The organism is Thermaerobacillus caldiproteolyticus, assembly GCF_015326725.1.
GTDB lineage: Bacteria > Bacillota > Bacilli > Bacillales > Anoxybacillaceae > Thermaerobacillus > Thermaerobacillus caldiproteolyticus.
The window spans coordinates 3,646,860-3,668,110 of sequence record NZ_CP064060.1; the positions used below are offsets into that span (position 1 = coordinate 3,646,860).

A 21,251-nucleotide genomic window follows, 5' to 3' on the forward strand; every position below is an offset into this window, starting at 1 on the left:
GAGCATTCATTTGATTCCCTTTTTGTGACTTCTAGGATTATAATTTTACACAAAGGAAAGGGGGGTTCTACATGTCAAAGAAAGAAGCGGCTTTCAATGATATCATCCGAAAGGTTCGCAAACAGCTGTTTGGAAAGGGGCCAGAACGAATTAAAACGCATTTTATTGAGAATATAGCCGTAACAATATTGCACGGAAATTTAACGCCAACGGAAAAATTTATTGCGCAATCACGGGAAGGAAAGGAAATGGTTCATACTGCTCGGACGAGCATGATTCAGGAAGTGTATGCAAGGAAGGTGCCGGATGGATTGGAAGATTTAGTAGGTTCGAAGCTACTTTACTTATTTTCAGATATTAACGTAGAAGAAGATATTGCTGTTTCTGTATTTATATTTGAAGATAAAATTGCAGAGCAATAGAAAAGCAGAAACAAACAGAGGAGCGAATCCAATTTTGACGTTTGGCTATCTTTCTCGAAAATATAAAATACAAAATCCGAAATAATGTGTCATTCCTTTGCTTATATCAACCATTCAAGTAAAATTTCATATTGTTAAATAATGCGTTTTCATGTTAGAATAAACATGAAAAGTTTGGCTTGGTAATAGAATGGGATTCTGTTATCAGTTAAGCTTTTCCCGATACACAACTGAAGCCGTTGGTTTTATCACAGCGTTCCTGTGTTGAAACTACCGCCACTTCTCTAAATATACCAAATAGTAGAACTATTTTGTATTTAGAGAATGTGGCGGTTTTGTTTTTTATATAAAAGATTTTTATCTTCATGCTTTTAATTATTTTTAATAAAGATCCGAATATAATGGTGACAAATGTTTTTGAACGGAAAAAAGAGGTGATAGTATGGGCAAGTCAGTGACCCATTCGCAAAAAATTATCAAATATAAGGATAGTGTATTCCAAAAATTAGATGACGAAGTGGCTGTAGAATATCCACTTACTATCGTGGTGGATGGAGAAGAGTTTGCTACCATGGTGTGTACACCGACTCACCTTGATGAGATGGTTATTGGTTTTTTGGCATCCGAGGGGCTCATTCGTGTTTCTGATGAAATAAAGTCGCTAACGATTGATGAATCGCGTGGTTTTGCTTACGTAGAATTAGCAACGAAACGGTCGATTAGCAAAGATTTTTACTCTAAACGCTTTATTGGTTCTTGCTGCGGAAAAAGTAGACAATTTTATTTTTATAATGATATGAGGACAGCCAAAACTGTAACGAACCAGACTCGTGTTACGGTTGATCAATGCTTTCATTTAATGAAACGATTACAGGAAAGCTCGTCCGATTTTCAAGCGACTGGAGGCATTCACAATGCAGCCTTATGTACGCCGAGTGAACTCGTCGTGATGCGTTCTGATATTGGTAGACATAACACGCTAGATAAAATTTATGGATATTGTTTACAACATCGACTTTCGTTGGCAGACAAGGTAATAGCCTTTAGTGGCCGAGTTTCATCAGAAGTTTTATTGAAAGTATCTAAAATTGGAATTGGTATTATTTTATCTAAATCTGCGCCGACGACATTAGCTCTAGAATTAGCAAGGGATTTAGGAATTGCGGTCGTGGGTTTTATTCGCGATAGTACGCTAAATGTATATACTCATTCTGAAAAAATCATAGATGTCGATGGGGAATGTTTCCCTGAATAGTTTCAATACCATTCTTTGTTAGAAAAAGGAGGAAGGGGTTATTGGCATATCGTACACCATCTCAAATTGCTCAACTAACGATCGAGATAGGAACACGTAAAGCGAAGCAGCCTCTTTTGACCCAGTTAATTCTAGGATTTTTGGCTGGTGCGTTTATTGCATTAGGGTTTCTCTTGGATATTCGCGTTATCGGGAATGTCCCGAAAGACTGGGGAAGTTTTGCGAACTTTTTAGGTGCTGCTGTTTTCCCGTTAGGCCTGATCCTTGTCGTCATTGCCGGGGGAGAACTGTTAACGGGGAACATGATGTCGATGACTTTTGCTATGTTAGCGAAAAAAATTACGATTAGAGATGTCATCAAGGGATGGTTCTGGGTAACGATCGGTAATTTTGTTGGGGCCGTGTTTGTTGCTTATGTCTTTGGACATGTCGTTGGATTAACCTCTGAAGGCCCTTTTTTAGCGAAGACGCTAGCCATTGCTGATGCGAAGCTAAAAGATACATTTATCCAAGCTTTTTTCTCTGCAATCGGCTGTAACTGGCTAGTGGCGTTAGCTGTATGGCTTGCATACGGAGCAGAAGATATCGGTGGAAAGATTCTTGCGATTTGGTTTCCGATTATGGCGTTCGTAGCGATCGGATTCCAGCACGTCGTTGCGAATATGTTTGTAATCCCAGCTGCGATATTTGCTGGGCATGCTACTTGGACAGATTGGTTTCGCAATTTTGTTCCTGTCTTTTTAGGAAACGCCGTTGGTGGAGGGGGATTCGTTGCTCTGCTCTATTGGTTAGCTTATATGAAAGAATTGAGATATGAGACGATGATAAGAGTTCTAAAAAAAGAGGCGAAATGACAGTAAAGACATCTTTTCCTGTAATGGATGTTTGTCCTGTGGGATAAGATGTCTTTTTTGTATAGGCTTAGCCTCTTAGTTACAGCTTGTGATGGATGGTTTGCTTCATTTATGATAGTTGGTCTTTTCCTTTTATATTGACTATTTTCGATTATCCAAATTTGGAAGTTAAGTACCGTCAAGCACAGTTATGATGCTGGGACTAAGCTTAATAAAATAGGAATATTTTGGTTGGGATTTTTAAATTAACTAGATTGCGTATACTTATTTTTCAATCTACATGGATAGGAGAAAGTGATATAATCAACATGTGTCGTTAGTTTACCATCTTGGAGGAAGCAACGTGAACGAAAAAGTAAAACGATTTGTTGAAGGGTTTTTAATTGACACATTTCAGCGTGATTTAATTAGCTGGTTTGAAAAAGAACAGCGCGATTTGCCTTGGCGAAAAGATACAGATCCTTATAAAATATGGGTTTCAGAAGTGATGTTACAACAGACAAGAGTCGAAACGGTTATTCCATACTTTCATCATTTTATGGAACAGTTTCCGACTTTAGAAGCGTTAGCGGATGCCGATGAGGAAAAAGTGCTAAAAGCGTGGGAAGGACTTGGGTATTATTCACGCATACGAAACTTGCATGCCGCTGTTAAAGAAGTGAAAGAACGATATGGCGGAAAAGTGCCGAATCGAGTCGAAGAGTTTTCTAAGCTAAAAGGTGTCGGACCTTATACGACTGGAGCCGTATTAAGCATTGCATACGGCATTCCTGAACCGGCTGTCGATGGCAACGTCATGCGCGTGCTGTCGCGTATTTTTCTTGTATGGGACGATATTACGAAAGCGGGAACAAGAAAACTGTTTGAAGGGATTGTCAGAGAAATTATTGATGAAGAAAATCCTTCTTATTTTAACCAGGCGTTAATGGAACTTGGGGCATTAATTTGTATTCCGCGAAATCCAGCCTGTTTGCTTTGTCCGGTGCAAGCGCATTGCCGAGCGTTTCATGAAGGAGTGCAGGGGGAACTACCGGTCAAAACGAAAAAAACGAACGTCAGAGAAATGCCGATTGTGGCTGCGGTTGTCCAGAATGAGTGTGGCAAGGTGCTGATCCATAAGCGTGACAGTGAAGGGTTGCTTGCAAATTTATGGGAGTTTCCGAACTGTGAAGTAGTCCATTCACGAGAAAATCCGAAAACGCAACTGGAAATATTTTTGAAAGAGGAATACGGAGTAACGGTCCAGCTTGAGCAGCCGTTCGCGGCTTTAGAGCATGTGTTTTCGCATTTAATTTGGAATATTGTTGTCTACTATGGTAAAATCGTTAGCGACATTGTGGAAACAGAGCGTCTCAAACTTGTTGATGAGCATGAAATTAGTGAGTATGCATTTCCTGTTTCTCATCAACGCATTTGGCACGAGTACAAGGAGAAAGGAACAGGTGGATAGTCTCCACCTGTTTTTAGTCATACGATAGCTGTGTGCCTTGCGTATAGGTGGCTTCGTTTCGTTTCAAACCGCCGCGCGCTTCGATTTCTTCAATAATTTCGCGGTGAATCGTTTGTCCTTCTGCATTTAAATATGGAGCGATTTGTTGAAACGAATGATGAAAAAAAGCAAGTTCACTATCTTTCCATTCCGATTTTGGAATCATGGAAAGCTCTGTCATATCACGACCAACGTACATGGCTGTACCTCCTTTTTTCATAGTTTAAAAAACAGCCTATGTATTTATACATAAAAAAGTAAAGGGGAAAAATCGATGAGTGAAAAAGTAGCTGTTGTGACCGGAAGCAGTCGCGGAATCGGAAAAGCGATTGCTCTTCGCCTTGCTGAAGAAGGATATCATATTGTCGTGAACTATGCGAGAAGTAAGGAAGCGGCATTACAAACAGCACAAGAAATTGAAGCATTAGGGAGAAAAGCGCTTGTGGTGAAAGCGAACGTAGGAAAAGTGGAAAAGATTAAAGAAATGTTTGCGCAAGTGGATGAAGCGTTCGGCCGCGTAGATGTGCTCATTAACAACGCTGCTTCTGGTGTATTGCGTCCAGCGATGGAACTTGAAGAATCACATTGGGATTGGACGATGGATATTAACAGTAAGGCATTATTGTTTTGTGCTCAGGAAGCTGCGAAACGAATGGAAAAAGTCGGAGGCGGGAAAATTGTTAGCATTAGTTCACTTGGTTCCATTCGTTATTTAGAAAATTACACAGCAGTAGGTGTCTCAAAAGCGGCAGTGGAATCATTGACGCGCTATCTAGCTGTTGAATTAGCGTCGAAAAATATTTCCGTTAATGCCGTTTCTGGCGGTGCGGTTGATACAGATGCATTAAAACATTTTCCGAACCGCGAAGAGCTGCTAGCAGATGCAGTGGCAAAGACACCAGCGGGACGAATGGTAGAACCAAAAGATATTGTAAATACCGTCATGTTTTTACTGTCGGAGCAAGCCGATATGATTTGCGGTCAAACGATTATTGTTGATGGTGGAAGATCTTTACTTTTGTAATTTTTATGGATAGAAACGTCACCTTCTGGACACATTAAGTCACGTGGAGGTGATAACGATGGCAAAACAACCGAACAAAACAGCAGCAGGCACTAATGTTCAAGAAGTAAGACAACAAAATGCTCAATCTGCACAAGCTGGCGCAGCAGGTCAATACGGTACAGAATTTGCGTCAGAAACAAGTGCACAACAAGTAAAACAACAAAACGCTCAAGCGGAAGCTCGCAAAGCGCAAAATTCAAGCAAATAACAACATTAGACAGGCGCTCTTTTTTCGGGAAGGGCGCCTGTTTGCTTCTCGACAAAAGTTACCACAACTTTACATATATAGTCAAAGGAGATCCCTCTCTTTTTCCCGAATGTAATGAGTATAGGATGCGGAAGGGGGAGAGGAACGTGGAGCCTTTTGACCGTTTAGTAAGCGAACAGTTAAAAACGATGGATCAGCTATTGTTTTTACAATCGGAAATCGAGCGTTGCCAAGCGCTTGAAGAAGAGTTAATCGAACTGCAGAACGAAGCGAAATTGCAGTCGATTCAAGAAGAAATTCAACAAATGAAGCAACAGTTAAAGGAAATTCAAAGAGTGTTTGAAAAGCAGACGGAAGAGGTTATTCAATCATATCAAAGACAGTATCGCCGCGTTTGCGAGCCATCTCCACATCTTTGATGGCTCTTTTGTTTTCATTTCCAAACCGAACCGTTATAATAAAAAAAGAAGTGCCCAGATGAAAGTAGGGAGAAAAGATGGCAGGCTATCCTGTTGAAGGAGAAATCATTCAAATCCATAGTTATAAGCATAACGGTTTGATCCATCGGGTATGGGAAGAGACAATGGTGTTAAAAGGGACTCCCACTTATATTATCGCTGCAAATGACCGAACCATTGTGACGGAGGCAGATGGACGGACATGGGTTACAAGAGAACCAGCCATTTGCTTTTTTCATGCAAGGCATTGGTTTAATATTATTGGAATGATTCGTGAAGACGGAATATATTACTACTGTAATCTTAGTTCGCCGTTTGTGTGGGACGACGAAGCATTAAAATACATTGATTATGATTTAGATGTGAAAGTCTTCCCTGATATGACGTATGTTCTTCTTGATGAAGATGAATACGAACGGCATCGCCGCGAAATGAACTACCCGAACGTGATTGACCGCATTTTAAAAAACAACGTGCGAAAGCTCATAAGCTGGATTCATGAAAGAAAAGGTCCGTTTGCTCCGGATTTTATTGATATGTGGTATGAAAAATTTCTTTCTTACCGAAAGTAAATAGGCATGGAAGCAAAAAGCCTGTTCGTTGTTGCAAACAGGTTTTTCTGCTTTTAAGGGGGACTTGTCCGTGAACAATATTCGGCGCTATATGCAATTTGTTCGCCCTTATAAATGGCATATCATTGCTACAATGGTGATCGGGATTATTAAATTCGCTATTCCGCTTCTTATTCCGATGTTGCTTAAATATGTCGTGGATGATATTATTGGAAGCCAGCAGTTAAGCATGTCCGCAAAAACATCGCGACTTTGGTGGGCATTAATTGTCATGTTGTTCATTTTTGTTGTCATTCGTCCGATTGTGGAATATTACCGCCAGTATTTTGCACAATGGACCGGAAGTAAAGTGCTGTATGACATCCGCAATCGTTTATTTACACATATGCAAAAGTTAAGCTTTACATACTATGCCAATCATCGTACGGGAGAAGTCATTTCGCGCGTCATTAATGATGTAGAGCAGACAAAGGATTTTATTATTACAGGGCTTATGAATCTTTGGCTTGACATGGCGACAATTGTGATCGCTCTTTTCATTATGGTGCGGATGGACGTGAAATTGACGCTTATTTCGGTAAGCACTCTACCGATTTATGCTTTTTCCGTGAAATACTTTTTTGGTCGGTTACGAAGGTTAACAAGAACGCGTTCTCAGGCGTTAGCTGAATTGCAAGCGTATTTACATGAGCGCGTACAAGGAATGCCTGTTATCAAAAGCTTTGCGATTGAAGATGAGGAGCAGAAGCGATTTCATCAACAAAACAACAATTTTTTAACAAAAGCACTTATGCATACGAGCTGGAACGCTAAAGCGTTTGCAGTTGTGAATACGGTGACTGATATTGCCCCAATCATTGTTATTGGTTATGCCGGGTATGAAGTGTTGCTTGGGAATTTAACGATTGGTACGTTGGTCGCTTTCGTTGGGTACATTGACCGACTTTATAACCCATTGCGCCGTCTCGTCAATTCTTCCACAACGTTAACACAGTCGTTCGCTTCGATGGACCGGATGTTTGAGTTTTTAGACGAAACGTATGATATTACAGATTCCCCTGATGCTATCCGTTGTGAGAAAGTGAAAGGCAACGTGGTGTTTGAGCATGTGTCGTTTGCGTATGACAAGGATGAACCGCCAGTGCTCCGAGACATTTCGTTTTCGGTCAAAGCGGGGGAGACGATCGCTCTTGTCGGCATGAGCGGTGGGGGAAAGTCGACATTAGTCAGTTTAATTCCGCGATTTTATGATGTTACGAGCGGCCGGATTTTATTAGATGGAGTTGATATTCGCAATTTCAACGTCCGGAGTTTGCGGGATAAAATTGGCATAGTATTTCAAGACAGCTTTTTATTTAGCGATTCTGTAAAGGAAAATATTTTGTTTGGAAAACCGGGAGCTACGGATGAAGAAGTCATTGCAGCAGCGAAAGCGGCGAACGCTCATGACTTTATTATGAATTTGCCAAACGGTTACAACACGAAAGTAGGCGAGCGCGGGGTGAAATTATCCGGGGGACAGAAGCAGCGCATTGCAATTGCGCGCGTGTTTTTAAAAAATCCACCGTTACTCATTTTTGACGAGGCAACATCTGCTCTTGATTTAGAAAGTGAGCATTACATTCAAGAGGCAATGGAAAGACTGGCGAAAAATCGCACAACCTTTATCATTGCCCATCGCTTGTCGACCATCACCCATGCTGATCGCATTTTCCTCATTGAAGACGGAAAAATCGTTGAAAGCGGTACGCACGAGGAACTCATGAATCAAAAAGGACAGTATTATAATTTATTTACTATTCAACAATTGAATCATGAGCAATAAAAATAGAGGGAGCAAAAATACTTATATTATTAGGAAAAAGAAAGTATATATGGAAAAAGCGACTTTATCCATGATAAAGCCGCTTTTTTTCATATGTTTGTCATTTGTGGTTGGTTTATTCTGATAATTTGATTTTTTTTAAATATTATATATTACCCGTGGTGCTAGATAAAATCAAACAAGCATAAAAAATAGCTCTTGCCTGGCGAATCTCCTGTAGAATGAAAGTGCGACCTACCATTCGAAAGGAGAATCCCCATGCAAGAGCACTTTCATTTTACTACAGATCGTGTCAAACTTCAAAAACAATATGCATCGATTTTGCTTTTTGTATCGGCTCAACTATCGAGTATCCAGATTCCTCTTCAACGTCGAAATCGTCATTTGTTGAAACAGAAAGACGAAGTCATCATCACCATCCATGTCCTTGGAAAGTTGTTGGGCTTCACTTCCGAACGGGCTTGGCATCGGTTTGTGATTGGGAATTTGTTTCCCAAGGACTTGTTCCCTGAGCGTTCTCGGTACAACCGTCGCTGCCGAGCGCTTAGCTTTGCGATCAAGTGGATTCGGCACCAGCTGGCCAAGCGTGGGCAACACCATGCGTATGCGGTCGTGGACAGCTTGCCGATCGAGCTGTGTCATTCAGCTCGAATGCATCGCGTCAAACGATTCCGTGGAATTGCCGATATTGGCTATTGTGCTTCCAAAAGGATCACTTTCTATGGGTGGAAACTTCACCTGCAGGTCACCGACCAAGGGCTTCCGATGGGATATGTTGTCACCGAAGCGTCTTGTCACGACCGGGTGGCCGCTGAAACCGTCATGACGCAAATTCCACATCCGTATAACCTCGGTGACAAAGGGTATATCAGCCAAAAGCTGCAAAAGAAGCTGTACGAAGAGCACCGAGTCGCTTTTTGGACGCCCGTTCGAAAAAATCAGCGAATTCGCCAATCGGACGCATGGAAACAGTGGATGAAGCGAAAACGTAAAGTGGTGGAAACCGTGTTTTCGATTTTAGTCGATTCGTATCGGATCACCGAGATTCGAGCGAACTCGGTTTCTGGATTTGAAACGGCACTGGATGGTATTTTACTGACTTACTCGCTTGTTGTTCTTGGGCTAGTTGAGCGTTAAGACTCAACTAGCACCACGGGTATTATATATTGTATTATCCTACTATACATGGCATAATTTTAATTAAAATGACAGAATAATACTAAAATTCTTTTCTGGCATATGAAATAGGGGGGGATACGATGAGTGGGGACCCGGTGTTAGAAGTAAAAGGATTAAAAACATCCTTTTTTACAGATGACGGGGAAATTCCGGCGGTCGATGATATTAGTTTTTACATAAACGAAGGAGAAATTTTAGGAGTCGTTGGAGAATCGGGATGCGGAAAAAGTGTCACCTCCTTATCGATTATGGGACTACTGCCGAAAGGAATCGGAAAGATTGTCAGCGGTGACATTTTATTCAAAGGAGAAAACATCGTTCACGTGACCGAAAAGCGAATGAAAGAAATTCGCGGTAACGAAATCGCGATGATTTTCCAAGAACCGATGACGTCGTTAAATCCGCTATTTACGATTGGCAACCAACTCGTCGAGGCGATCCGGATACATACCGATATGAACAAAAAACAGGCTCGCGTACGGGCGGTAGAAATGTTAAAGCTTGTCGGTCTTCCGCGTGCGGAGGAAATCATGGAGGAATATCCTCACCAACTGTCCGGTGGGATGAGACAAAGGGTAATGATCGCAATGGCGATGGTATGCAATCCTTCGCTATTGATTGCCGATGAGCCGACGACAGCGTTAGATGTTACTATTCAGGCACAAATTTTGGCATTAATGAAAGAATTAAATCGACAATTTGGCACAGCGATTATGATGATTACGCACGATTTAGGAGTTGTTGCCGAAGTATGTCAGCGCGTGATTGTCATGTATTCGGGAAACATTGTCGAAGAAGGGGATGTGCGTACAATTTTCAAACATCCGAAGCATCCATACACAGTGGGATTGATTCAGTCTGTACCTGATATTCGAGGGAAAAAAGAACGTCTTTACTCGATTCCGGGAAGTGTGCCAAAGCCCGGTTCGATTCAGCAAGGTTGCCGTTTTGCTGCGCGATGTGAACACGCATTTGAGCGATGTTTTCGTGAAACTCCGTCGCTATACGAAACAGGGAAAAACGGGCATCGAGTTCGTTGCTTTTTGCAGCTGAGAGAGGAGGAACAAAACCGTGGGCGAACCGCTGTTACAAGTGAACGGACTTAAAAAATATTTTCCGATTACAGGGGGAGTGTTTAGTAAAGAAATTGGTGAAGTCAAAGCGGTCGATGATGTGTCCTTCACGGTATACAAAGGAGAAACGCTAGGAATTGTCGGTGAAAGCGGCTGCGGTAAATCGACGACGGGACGCATGATTCTCCGTTTGCTTGAGCCGACAGAAGGATCCATCATATTTGAAGGACAAGAGATCACCCGTTTATCGAAATCGGCATTACGAAAAATGCGGCGTGACATGCAAATGATTTTTCAAGATCCTTTTGCTTCGTTAAATCCGCGTCATACGGTAGAAAAAATTTTAGAAGAGCCGCTTATCGTACACGGTATTGGCTCTAAACAAGAGAGAAAAAAGCGCGTTCAAGAAATGCTAGAAGTGGTAGGGCTCGGCCGTTATCATGCGAAGCGGTATCCCCATCAGTTTAGCGGCGGACAACGTCAACGCATCGGCATCGCTCGGGCGTTAATGACCCATCCAAAGCTCATTATTGCTGATGAACCTGTTTCAGCGCTAGACGTGTCGATTCAAGCGCAAGTGCTGAATTTATTAGAAGATTTACAGAAAGAATTCGGATTAACGTACATCTTTATTGCGCATGATTTAGGAGTCGTTCGGCATATTAGTGACCGTGTCGGTGTAATGTATTTAGGCAGGCTTGTTGAATTGGCTGATAGCGATACGTTATACCAATCTCCTAAGCACCCATATACCAAGGCGCTGTTATCAGCAGTCCCTATTCCTGACCCAGAGCATCAGCAAGAAAGGCAGCTTTTAGCCGGAGATTTACCGAGTCCGGCCAATCCGCCAAAAGGATGTGCCTTCCATACGCGTTGTAGTGCTTGTATGGACATTTGCAAAACAACTCGCCCAGAGTTTAAAGAAGTAGAACAAGGGCATTACGTTGCTTGCCACCTTTATTAGGAAGTTGGCAAACAACGAATGATATAAATGACATTAAAAAGGGGGAAATCATTGTGAGGAAAAAATCAATAGCGACATTGCTTGCATTTATGCTCGCATTGTCGATGGTGCTTGTCGGCTGTGGAAAATCGGAAAAGACAAGCAGTGGAAAAGGCGAATCGTCACAAAGTACATTAGTGTATGGTCGCGGCGGTGATTCTGTTGCGCTTGATCCCGCCACAGTAACCGATGGTGAATCGCTAAAAGTGACGAAAAATATTTTTGATACATTGCTAGACTATAACGAGAACGATACAACCGTGCAACCGGCTCTAGCAACAAAATGGACAATTTCTAAAGATGGTTTAACGTATACGTTTGAGCTTCGCAAAGGCGTCAAATTCCATGATGGCACAGATTTTAACGCCCAAGCGGTTGTGTTCAACTTTGAGCGCTGGGCCAACGGAAATGCTGATAAATTCCCTTATTACGGCTCGATGTTTGGCGGCTACAAAAACGATGCAAGCCATGTAATCAAAGAAGTAAAAGCAGTGGATGATTACACGGTGCAATTTGTCTTAAAGCGTCCGCAAGCTCCATTTTTGAAAAATATCGCGATGACGCCGTTTGCGATCGCTAGCCCAACAGCGGTGAAGAAATACGGTGACAAATTTGCGGAACATCCTGTCGGTACGGGTCCATTCGTTTTTAAAGAATGGAAACGCAATGAGCGCATCGTATTAGAGAAAAACAAAGACTACTGGTTAAAAGGCTACCCAAAATTAAATCAATTAATCTTCGTTTCTATTCCTGATAACTCTGCGCGCTTAAATGCGTTGCTAAAAGGCGAAATTGATTTAATGGAAGATTTGAATCCATCTGATTTGAAAAAGTTAGAAGGAAATAAAGATTTCCAAATTTTCAAGCGTCCATCCATGAACGTCGGTTACGTTGGTTTAACGGCAACAAGAGGACCGTTGAAAAACAAATTAGTTCGTCAAGCATTGAACTATGCAGTTGACAAAAAAGCGATCATTGATGCGTTTTACGCAGGACAAGCCGAGCCAGCGAAAAACCCAATGCCGCCAAGTATTCCTGGCTATAACGACGATATTAAAGATTATCCATTTGATTTAGAGAAAGCCAAACAACTTCTTGCTCAAGCAGGATATCCAAATGGATTTGAGATGGAGCTATGGGCAATGCCTGTTCCGCGTCCATATATGCCGGATGGACAAAAAGTAGCGGAAGCCCTTCAAGCGAATTTTGCAAAAATTGGTGTTAAAGCAAAAATCGTTACTTACGAATGGGCAACGTATTTAGATAAAGCGGCAAAAGGAGAAGCAGATGCGTTCTTGCTTGGGTGGACAGGAGATAACGGCGATGCTGATAACTTCTTGTATGCTTTATTAGACAAAGATAGCATTGGCAGCAACAACTTTACGTATTATTCAAATGATGAGCTTCACAATATTTTAGTCGAAGCGCAAACGATCAGCGATGAAAACAAACGGAATGAGCTTTACAAAAAAGCACAAGAAATTATTAAAGAAGATGCACCATGGATCCCGCTCGTACACTCAACACCATTGTTAGCAGGTAAAGCCAATATTAAAGGGTTTAACCCACATCCAACCGGTTCTGATAAATTTACAAAAGTAGAGTTGCAATAAATCTGTGTGGCGGGGAGGAGTGCATCCTCTCCCTTTTTCATAATAAATGGGAAACGAAACCGGTCTAGCGCACGCGTCCAACCGGTTTGCACCTTGACTCAGCATCGATGCAGTAATTGCTTAAATCATAACTGGACAAGTGATGCTTTAAGCAGCTCGGTGTCAAACCGGCTTCTTTTGAGGAAGGCGCTCCTGTGCGGGGAAGAGCATTTATCCATCGAGGGAGTCAAGATGGTGACATTTCTCTGCTTGTCTACAGGATATGGGATGCTTGCGTTGTTCTTCTGAATGGATAGCCAGTTGAAAAAGGAGTGAGAGCCGTGTTTTCTTACACATTACGAAGGGTATTCATGGTGATTCCTGTTCTCTTAGGAATGTCGCTGGTTGTCTTTTTTATGATTCGAGCGATTCCAGGCAATCCGGCTCAAGTGATTTTAGGACAAAAAGCGACAAAAGAGGCTGTAGAAGCGTTAACTCATAAATTAGGGCTCGACCAGCCGTGGTACATTCAATATATCAAATACTTAGGTGGTCTGCTAAAAGGAGATTTAGGGGAATCAATTCGTACAGGAACTGCTGTGTCGCAGGAAATTTGGCCGTATTTAGCGGCGACATTAGAGCTGTCTCTAGCGGCGATGGTGATTGCCGTTGTCATCGGAGTGAACGCTGGTATTATTAGCGCATGGTTTCAAAATTCATGGTTCGATTATATTGCGATGATATTGGCGCTGATTGGTGTATCCATGCCGATTTTTTGGCTCGGATTAATGGAACAATGGGCATTTGCGATTCGGTTGGATTGGCTGCCGACGTCAGGGCGGGAAGATGTAAGAAATCCGATTGAACCGATTACCCATCTTTATTTAGTGGATACACTGTTACAAGGAAATACGGAACAGTTTATGCAAGTATTGCAGCATTTAATTTTGCCAAGTGTGGCTTTGGCCACCATTCCGATGGCGATTATTGCCCGCATTACTCGTTCAAGCATGTTAGAAGTGATGAAGTCCGATTATATTCGTACAGCACGTGCTAAAGGATTAAGCATGTTTTGGGTGGTGTACAAGCATTCGTTAAAAAATGCGATTATTCCCGTATTGACTGTCATCGGTTTACAAACGGGGTTATTGCTGGGAGGAGCGATTTTAACGGAAACGATTTTTAGCTGGCCGGGAATTGGGCGATATATTTATGAAGCAATAGGGTACCGCGACTATCCAGTGATTCAGTCAGGAATTTTAATTGTAGCAACGATTTTTATCTTTATTAACTTAATTGTTGACCTTCTCTATGCTGCAATTGACCCACGCATTAAGTACAACTCATAAAGGAGGGAACGAGCATGGCTGAACTCGCTCGAAATCAAGTGCCGCTGTCAACGGTACAAAAACAAGAGGAGCCTGTGTCTTTATGGCAGGAAGGATGGCGCAGTTTTAAAAAGAACAAAATGGCACTTGTAGGTACGGGAATTGTCTCATTTTTCATTCTGCTTGCAGTATTGGCGCCGCTTATTGCTCCTTATGGGATTAATGAGCAAAATTTGTCGCTTCGATTACAGCCACCGTCATCAGAGCATTTATTTGGTACCGATGATTTCGGACGGGATATTTTATCGCGTGTTATTTATGGAGCGAGAATTTCATTATGGGTTGGCTTTTTTTCCGTGTTAGGTTCGGTCGTTGCCGGCTCATTGCTTGGAATCATTGCCGGCTATTATGGTCGCTGGATCGATGGAGTGATTTCGCGAATATTTGATATTATGCTGGCGTTTCCAAGCATTTTGCTTGCGATCGGAATTGTTGCCGTGTTAGGCCCCTCTTTGCAAAATGCCCTCATTGCGATTGCGGTCATTAATATTCCGAATTTCGGCCGCCTCATTCGTTCGCGTGTATTAAGCATTAAGCAGGAAGAATATATTATGGCAGCGAAAGCGATTGGCATGAGCGATATGCGGATTTTATTTCATCACATTTTGCCAAATAGTATGACACCGATTATTGTGCAAGGAACATTAGCGATTGCGACGGCGATTATTGAGGCAGCCGCGCTTGGGTTTCTAGGGTTAGGGGCGCAACCGCCGAATCCAGAGTGGGGAAAAATGTTAGCTGACTCCAAAGATTTTTTAACACAGGCACCGTGGACAATGTTTTTTCCGGGACTTGCGATTATGTTAACAGTGCTTGGATTTAACTTAATGGGGGACGGCTTGCGTGACGCCTTAGATCCGCGTATGAAAAGCTAACAAACAGGGCTATCTCTTGAACTGAGATAGCCCTGTTTATTCGTTTGCTAAGTCTTTGGTTGGTAAAGAGTCATCTTTATGATAGTGCTGAAAGCTTTCAATTAATTTGTCTAAATGGTCTAATTGTTCTCCGTAATCAATAATGGCTCCAACTAAAGAAAAGAGATGGTATTCGTTTCCTTGCTGGCTATACTTATAAAATGCTTCGATCAATCGTTTTTTTTCGTTACATGCCTCGTTAACAATTTCGGAGTCCGATTGGCATTTTATTTTGCCGATAAACTTTAATAACATTTGTTCATGATAATAGAGTAAGCAGTCGAGTTGTGAGCGGATCGTCTGCTGAAACTCGGCAGGCATATGATACAGTTCGTTTTCGAGACGATGAAGAATTTTTAATGTGTTTAGAGCTCGATTCGTTACTATAATCATTTGACGATATAAGACAAGTTTTCTTGACTTTTGGAAACGATTTTTTTGAAAATAATTTCTTTCTTCTTTATACATTAAATAAAGGTGTTCAAGTTTCGTCATGTTTTCTTTCATTTTTTCGATATCGTTTTTTAAAATATGATGTTCAGAGGCATGTCTTGTATTGACACGAATCCATTTTAAAATATTTTCTGTATTTTCCGCAATTTGATAGTAGAGTTTCTTTTCGTATTTCGGTGGAAGAAAGATCAGATTGACGAAAAACGCAGCCAACACTCCGAGCATAATCGTGGAAAAGCGAATGATCGCAAAGTCAATAAACTGATCTTCTGTATATTCCATAATGGCAATGACGGTGACTAACGCGATGGAAATGGTTGATTCTAGTCGCATTTTTAAGCAGAGTGCAATGACAAGCATAGCTGTTAGCCCAATAATGAAAGGATCATGACCAAATAAAAGCACACCGACGATGGCGAAAATCGCTCCGATTACGTTTGCCTGCACTTGTTCGATAAGGGACAAATAGGAGCGATAAATGGTCGGCTGCATGGCAAATACAGCAGAGATACCAGCAAATACTGGAGAAGGCAATTTTAATAGGGTCGCTAAAAAAAGTGCTAATGTAACGGCAATCCCCGTTTTTAAAATGCGGGCACCGAGCTTCATCGTAAATTCAAACCCTTCCTTCTTATTTCACTTAAACAATTCAGTAATATACACTGTTTTATCCACAATATCAAGAGGAAAACAACGGTACTATATATATGCCCTAATCAACGGAGGGATGAACAAGAAAAAAGGGCATCTCGTTAGCAACGAGATGCCCTTTTTTCTTGCATTATTCAGTAGAAACAGAAGGATCAGCTTGTTCTTTTGTTGGGATGACTTGGAAGAAGTGATCTTCTGGTTTCTCAAGTAAAGGTTTTAATGAATTTGCTTCTTCATGTTGTTCATGTTCGATAAGTAAAGCGATATATTTGAAAAGCAATTCTTTGACATCTTCTTTACCTTGTTCATTTAACCGCTCGATGCGTACCTGCGCTCCTTTTGCAATACGGCGTTCAAGCGCGGCTTTGGTTAATCCCATCTCCGGCTGATGACGTAAGTAGACGACTCCACCTGTCATACCGGCACAAATCCATGGACCTGGGTCACCAAGAACAAGGCCGCGTCCGTTTGTCATATATTCAAAGGCAAATCCTTTAATATTGGCGCGTGCACCGATATTTCCATGTTCTTGTTCTGGGATTGGTGTTGTCACTTGGCCACCGATAATCATATCGGCACCTGAGAGACGAATGCCAGCACGGGCATCTGCATTTCCTTGAGCTACTAACAGCCCTTTTTGTGCACCGTAGCCGAATCCTTTTCCAACAGAACCGTTATAAAACTTTCCGTCTTTTCCTTTTGCTTTAAAAATGAGAATGCTGCCGCCAAATACTGTTTTCCCGATTCCATCTTGCCCACCGCCGTCGACGTGAATGTGAATGCCGTGGCTGTTGTAAGCGCCAAGACCGTTTCCTGGAATAGACCCTTTTTTGTAACGCAATATGATGTTTGGTAATTTTTTATAAGATCCATCAAGACGGCCACGAATGCGATGGCAAGACACGCGGCTACCAAGGACGCGTTGCTCGGAAGTGACCGTTGTAAATTCACGAGAGCGCTGTAAATCTTCAACATGGTAATCGAGATACTCAGCTCCAGCGGCCACAAGCAATTGCGATTCCTCGATGCTTGCAGCGACTTCTTTTTGAGCAAATTGTTCGACTTCTAACACTTCAAGCAAATTCGTTAAATTCATTTGCTCTAGGCCTCTTGTCTGTTCTAATAAATCTGAACGGCCGACAAGATCTTGTAATCGTTCGTATCCGAGCGCAGCCGTTAAGGCTTTAAGCTCGTTTCCAAATGAAGTAAATAAATTCATTAATCCTCGAACCGCTGAATCGAATTGCCGAGGAACGAATCGACGCAATCCATGCTCTTTGGCTTGTGCTTCTGACTCGATTTGCGTTGCGATGCCGACATGGCAAGTATCTAGATGACAGCCTCGGCATGTCGTACAGCCAATCGCAATCATCGAAAGGGTGCCGAAGCCGATTCGATTCGCTCCAAGCAGCATCACTTTAATGACGTCAAGAGCACTTTTAATGCCGCCGTCTGCCCAGATTTCGACTTTATTTCGCAACCCCGCTTCTAATAAGGCATTATGCGCGGCTTTTACGCCGATTTCGACCGGCAGCCCAACGTGCTGTAATGCGTGAATACGCGCTGCTCCTGTTCCCCCATCGAAGCCGCTCAATGTAATAATATCTGCGCCTGCTTTAGCGATGCCGACAGCAATTGTTCCGATGTTTGGTACAACAGGTACTTTAACGGCAACTTTTGCTTTATCATTGGCCGTTTTGAGCTCGGCAATCATTTGCGCCAAGTCTTCAATTGAATAAATATCATGATTATTCGATGGTGAAATTAGGTCAGAACCGATTGTTGCATTACGGGCTTCAGCGATTTTTGCAGTAACTTTTGAACCTGGGAGGTGACCGCCTTCCCCCGGTTTTGCCCCTTGCCCGATTTTAATTTCTAATAGATTTGAAGAGTTTAATAGCTCCGCGTTCACACCGAAACGACCAGAGGCGATTTGCTGGCCGCGTGTGCGCGGATATTTGCCAAGCATATCTTTAATTTCGCCGCCTTCACCGTTTAAGCTGACCATGTTTAGTCGATCTGCTGCTTCAGCGTAAGCGCGGAACGCCACTTCGTTTTGCGAACCAAACGACATAGAGGCGATAACAAATGGCAGGCTATGATCGCCAACGCTAATATCGACTTTTTCCACAGGGACGTCTTTTCCTGTTTTCTTCAAATCGAGTAAATGGCGAATCGTCGTTGGTGTTTCTGTTTCTAGCTCGTTCAATTTTTCGCGATAGTTATCATATGATCCGGTTTGTGCCACTTCGCCAATCGCTTTCCAAACGCGCGGGAAGAGATGGAATGTTTTTCTTGGCTTCGCGTTTTCGTTGACATAGTCTTCCGCACGGGCAAGCGCATCTTCCTTCAGTGCTTGAAAATCGTATTTTAACGAATTGGAACCGAAGAAGTTCACAATCTTTAGCACGTCAGCAATTTCATTGTGTAAGCCGATGGAAGAAAAGAGGCGGCTATATCCTCTCAACTCATGAATACCGATCGTTGAAATGACTTTCTCTAAGCCTTTATTGAGTGCATTAAACAAGTTGACAACTGGTTTCAGAGATTCTTCTGCTGCGACCGTCGCAAACATTAAATAAGGGCTGATGATGTTTGCTCCTAATCCATAGGCTACAATGAAATCGTGAAGTGAGCGAATTGCACCGGAGCGAAGTAAAATGGAACAATCGCGTCGCAATCCATTTTCTGTTAATGATTGATCAATCGCTGATGTAATCAGTAACGGATCAATCCATAAATTTCCGTTTTGGTGTGCTTCTGAATCATCAATGATCAGCAATGTTTTGCCGGAACGAACGGCTTCGCATGCTTCATGAGAAAGGCGCTGCAACGCTTCATTAATGGTTTCGTCCGCCGTAAAGGTTGCTGAAAGTACGTATGATAGTTTTTTCGACTGGAACGAATAGACAATTTGATCATAAGAAGGATGGCCTAATTCTGTTGCACAATCATAGCCAATTTTGCCTTCAATGAGAATAGGTGAGCCTAGTTCAATCACATACGATGCTTCTGTTGCCTCCAGTAACGATGGCCGTTTTCCGACAATGGTTCTTGTTGAGAAGTGTTCCGTTTCGCGGTCGCGGTCAATCGCTGGATTTGTCACAACAGCAACGCTTTCTTTAATGAAGTCAGCAAGATTTTTCCTATTCGGATCAATCGCCGCAAGCGGTGCGTCATGACCTAGGGATCGAATGGGTTCTGCTCCTTTTTCCGCCATTTGTTCAAGAAGTTGAATATGTTCACGATCCCAGCCGAACGCAGCGTATTGACCGTTGTGTACCTTTGTAGGGGCTGCTACAAAAATCTGTTTGTCTAAAAAAGGGGGATCAAGGCGTTTTCGGAAGTTCGTAATATCGAACCGTTTGGAAAAGCGCGCATATACTTCTTCTTGAAATCGTGCGTATTCAAATACTTGAATGGAACCATCATCTGACCATTTCAGCCCGACTTTTTCACCTGGCGCAAGCGGTTTTGGCTCGCCTGTATATTCACTTGCTGGAATGATACCCGGCTCTGAAGAGAAAATAAATCGTTCTTCTGTTTCTAATTTCCAAAGCGGACGCAATCCAAGGGCATCAACGCTAAATACCGCTTCATCCCCATAGCGAGAGATGATACCGGCTGGACCTTGGGCAAAGTGCCCCCAAGCCTCGCGAATATAAGTATATAAATCTTGAAGATGAGCTGGATATGACTTCATCTCATTAATAATGGGTGGGAACAGTATATCTATTGTTTCAAATAAGCTATAGCCGTGACGGCAAATGAGTGTCTCCATTGTGCGGCTTAAATCTTGTGAATCACTGCCGCCATTCGTTAATGGGACATCAATCATTGTTGCTTCGTCACGGAGTTTTGCTATCGTATTAATTTCTCCGTTGTGCCCTAATACGCTAAACGGTTGAACACGGAAAAAGTTCGAAAGCGTATTAGTTGAATAACGGTTATGTCCTAATGTCATTGTAGAAGAGACAAGCGGGCTGGCTAGGTCGTGATAATATTTTGGTAAAATATCACCAGCTCCCATCACTTTGTAGACGACATGGAAGTTGCTTAATGACGCAACATGGAGGTTTTCGTCTTCTTCAATTTCGATAAGCAAATCGAATAGACGTTGTACAAGATGATTGCGATCGTTTGGCAGCAAAGCCACTTGCCAGAAAACAGGCTCTTGTCGCAATGCAATGGGTCCTAATGCGCTAGAAGACGTAACGCTGTCAGATTCAAAAATAAGAGACAAACGAAATTTTTTAAACAAATGTTTCATTTTTGTCTTTGCGTCTTCTACATCCGCAGAACGATTAATGAAAATATGGCCGACTGTAAAACTATCGCTATTAGCAATTTCTGGATTTTGCCCTACATTTGCTAACTTTTCCATCCAAAGTTTTCTTGGTATATCGATATGAATGCCGACTCCGTCTCCTTCCCCGTTAATAAAACCAGCGCGATGGTTCATTTTTACAAGAGCATTGATACATGTCATTATGTTGTCTCGTGTCGGGATGCGACGTTTTTCGATGGCAGAAACAATTCCACAGGCATCGTGTTCTGCGTGATGGAAGGCTTTAAAAAGGCTTGGATTCCAACGTTGTTTCATACTGAGTGGCGTTAAAGTGGGAGGAGCCCACCTCTTGCCGTTCACCTCCTGTGAGCAATCTTTCTATAAGAAGTGTAGAATGGATAACGATAAGGGGGGGGTAAGAATTTTCAGAATTTATAGTCTATCTTACCATGTTCGAAAGATGAAATCAATTATTTATTCATTTTTCGGATAGAATATTCACATTGGAGGAAAGGAAAACGCAACTTATTGTAAACGATTTCAATAGAGGGGATATAAAAA

General features: G+C 42.2%; 18 protein-coding genes. 15 read left to right on the forward strand and 3 right to left on the reverse strand.

What is annotated here, in order from left to right:
• Positions 1-71: 71 nt before the first annotated feature.
• The 4 genes from ISX45_RS18375 (at position 72) to mutY (ending at position 3,981) form a co-directional block, all read left to right on the forward strand.
• Positions 72-422: a Na-translocating system protein MpsC family protein gene (locus ISX45_RS18375; RefSeq protein WP_181557205.1), complete on the forward strand. Its 351-nt coding sequence runs from the start codon at positions 72-74 to the stop codon at positions 420-422.
• Positions 423-864: 442 nt separating this feature from the next.
• The gene (gene fdhD, locus ISX45_RS18380) at positions 865-1,677 is read left to right on the forward strand and encodes a formate dehydrogenase accessory sulfurtransferase FdhD (protein WP_181557206.1); all 813 of its coding nucleotides are present in this window, start codon (positions 865-867) and stop codon (positions 1,675-1,677) included.
• Positions 1,678-1,718: 41 nt separating this feature from the next.
• On the forward strand, positions 1,719-2,531 hold the full coding sequence (locus ISX45_RS18385) for a formate/nitrite transporter family protein (RefSeq protein WP_194519603.1): 813 nt from the start codon (positions 1,719-1,721) through the stop codon (positions 2,529-2,531).
• A gap of 343 nt (positions 2,532-2,874) precedes the next feature.
• Positions 2,875-3,981 carry an A/G-specific adenine glycosylase gene (gene mutY / locus ISX45_RS18390; protein ID WP_181557208.1) on the forward strand — a complete coding sequence of 369 codons (1,107 nt, stop codon included), beginning with the start codon at positions 2,875-2,877 and terminating at the stop codon, positions 3,979-3,981.
• A gap of 13 nt (positions 3,982-3,994) precedes the next feature.
• Here mutY and ISX45_RS18395 read toward each other — a convergent pair whose 3' ends face one another.
• Positions 3,995-4,219: a cytosolic protein gene (locus tag ISX45_RS18395; protein WP_194519604.1), complete on the reverse strand. Its 225-nt coding sequence runs from the start codon at positions 4,217-4,219 to the stop codon at positions 3,995-3,997.
• Positions 4,220-4,294: 75 nt separating this feature from the next.
• On the opposite strand from ISX45_RS18395, the gene fabL reads away from it, so the two are divergent.
• The 11 genes from fabL to nikC all read left to right on the forward strand — a co-directional run bounded on the left by fabL (position 4,295) and on the right by nikC (position 15,259).
• Positions 4,295-5,044 carry an enoyl-[acyl-carrier-protein] reductase FabL gene (gene fabL / locus ISX45_RS18400; RefSeq protein WP_181557210.1) on the forward strand — a complete coding sequence of 250 codons (750 nt, stop codon included), beginning with the start codon at positions 4,295-4,297 and terminating at the stop codon, positions 5,042-5,044.
• Positions 5,045-5,102: 58 nt separating this feature from the next.
• Positions 5,103-5,294, forward strand: coding sequence for a gamma-type small acid-soluble spore protein (locus ISX45_RS18405; protein WP_181557211.1), 192 nt, complete (start codon positions 5,103-5,105; stop codon positions 5,292-5,294).
• Between the two features lie 146 nt (positions 5,295-5,440).
• Positions 5,441-5,713 carry a YgaB family protein gene (locus ISX45_RS18410; RefSeq protein ID WP_181557212.1) on the forward strand — a complete coding sequence of 91 codons (273 nt, stop codon included), beginning with the start codon at positions 5,441-5,443 and terminating at the stop codon, positions 5,711-5,713.
• A 77-nt stretch (positions 5,714-5,790) separates the two neighbouring features.
• Entirely contained in the window at positions 5,791-6,324 is a 534-nt protein-coding gene (gene ntdP / locus ISX45_RS18415) for a nucleoside tri-diphosphate phosphatase (RefSeq protein WP_181557213.1), read from the forward strand.
• A 70-nt stretch (positions 6,325-6,394) separates the two neighbouring features.
• Complete coding sequence (locus tag ISX45_RS18420; protein ID WP_323744649.1) at positions 6,395-8,149, forward strand: ABC transporter ATP-binding protein; 1,755 nt, start codon at positions 6,395-6,397, stop codon at positions 8,147-8,149.
• A 258-nt stretch (positions 8,150-8,407) separates the two neighbouring features.
• Positions 8,408-9,286, forward strand: coding sequence for an IS982 family transposase (locus tag ISX45_RS18425; RefSeq protein ID WP_194519340.1), 879 nt, complete (start codon positions 8,408-8,410; stop codon positions 9,284-9,286).
• A gap of 122 nt (positions 9,287-9,408) precedes the next feature.
• Entirely contained in the window at positions 9,409-10,434 is a 1,026-nt protein-coding gene (locus ISX45_RS18430) for an ABC transporter ATP-binding protein (protein WP_181557214.1), read from the forward strand.
• The gene (locus ISX45_RS18435) at positions 10,400-11,365 is read left to right on the forward strand and encodes an ABC transporter ATP-binding protein (RefSeq protein WP_181557215.1); all 966 of its coding nucleotides are present in this window, start codon (positions 10,400-10,402) and stop codon (positions 11,363-11,365) included. Before ISX45_RS18430 ends, ISX45_RS18435 begins: the two co-directional genes overlap by 35 nt.
• Before the next feature lie 89 nt (positions 11,366-11,454).
• The gene (locus ISX45_RS18440) at positions 11,455-13,017 is read left to right on the forward strand and encodes an ABC transporter substrate-binding protein (protein ID WP_233414559.1); all 1,563 of its coding nucleotides are present in this window, start codon (positions 11,455-11,457) and stop codon (positions 13,015-13,017) included.
• 320 nt (positions 13,018-13,337) lie between these two features.
• Positions 13,338-14,345, forward strand: a complete 1,008-nt coding sequence (locus ISX45_RS18445; RefSeq protein ID WP_194519605.1) for an ABC transporter permease — start codon at positions 13,338-13,340, stop codon at positions 14,343-14,345.
• Between the two features lie 14 nt (positions 14,346-14,359).
• The gene (gene nikC / locus ISX45_RS18450) at positions 14,360-15,259 is read left to right on the forward strand and encodes a nickel transporter permease (protein WP_181557218.1); all 900 of its coding nucleotides are present in this window, start codon (positions 14,360-14,362) and stop codon (positions 15,257-15,259) included.
• A gap of 36 nt (positions 15,260-15,295) precedes the next feature.
• On the opposite strand, the gene ISX45_RS18455 is transcribed toward nikC, so the two are convergent.
• On the reverse strand, positions 15,296-16,360 hold the full coding sequence (locus ISX45_RS18455; RefSeq protein WP_181557219.1) for an FUSC family protein: 1,065 nt from the start codon (positions 16,358-16,360) through the stop codon (positions 15,296-15,298).
• A 172-nt stretch (positions 16,361-16,532) separates the two neighbouring features.
• A complete protein-coding gene (locus ISX45_RS18460) occupies positions 16,533-21,005 on the reverse strand; it encodes a glutamate synthase-related protein (RefSeq protein ID WP_194519606.1) in 4,473 nt (1,490 codons plus the stop codon).
• Between the last annotated feature and the right edge of the window lie 246 nt (positions 21,006-21,251).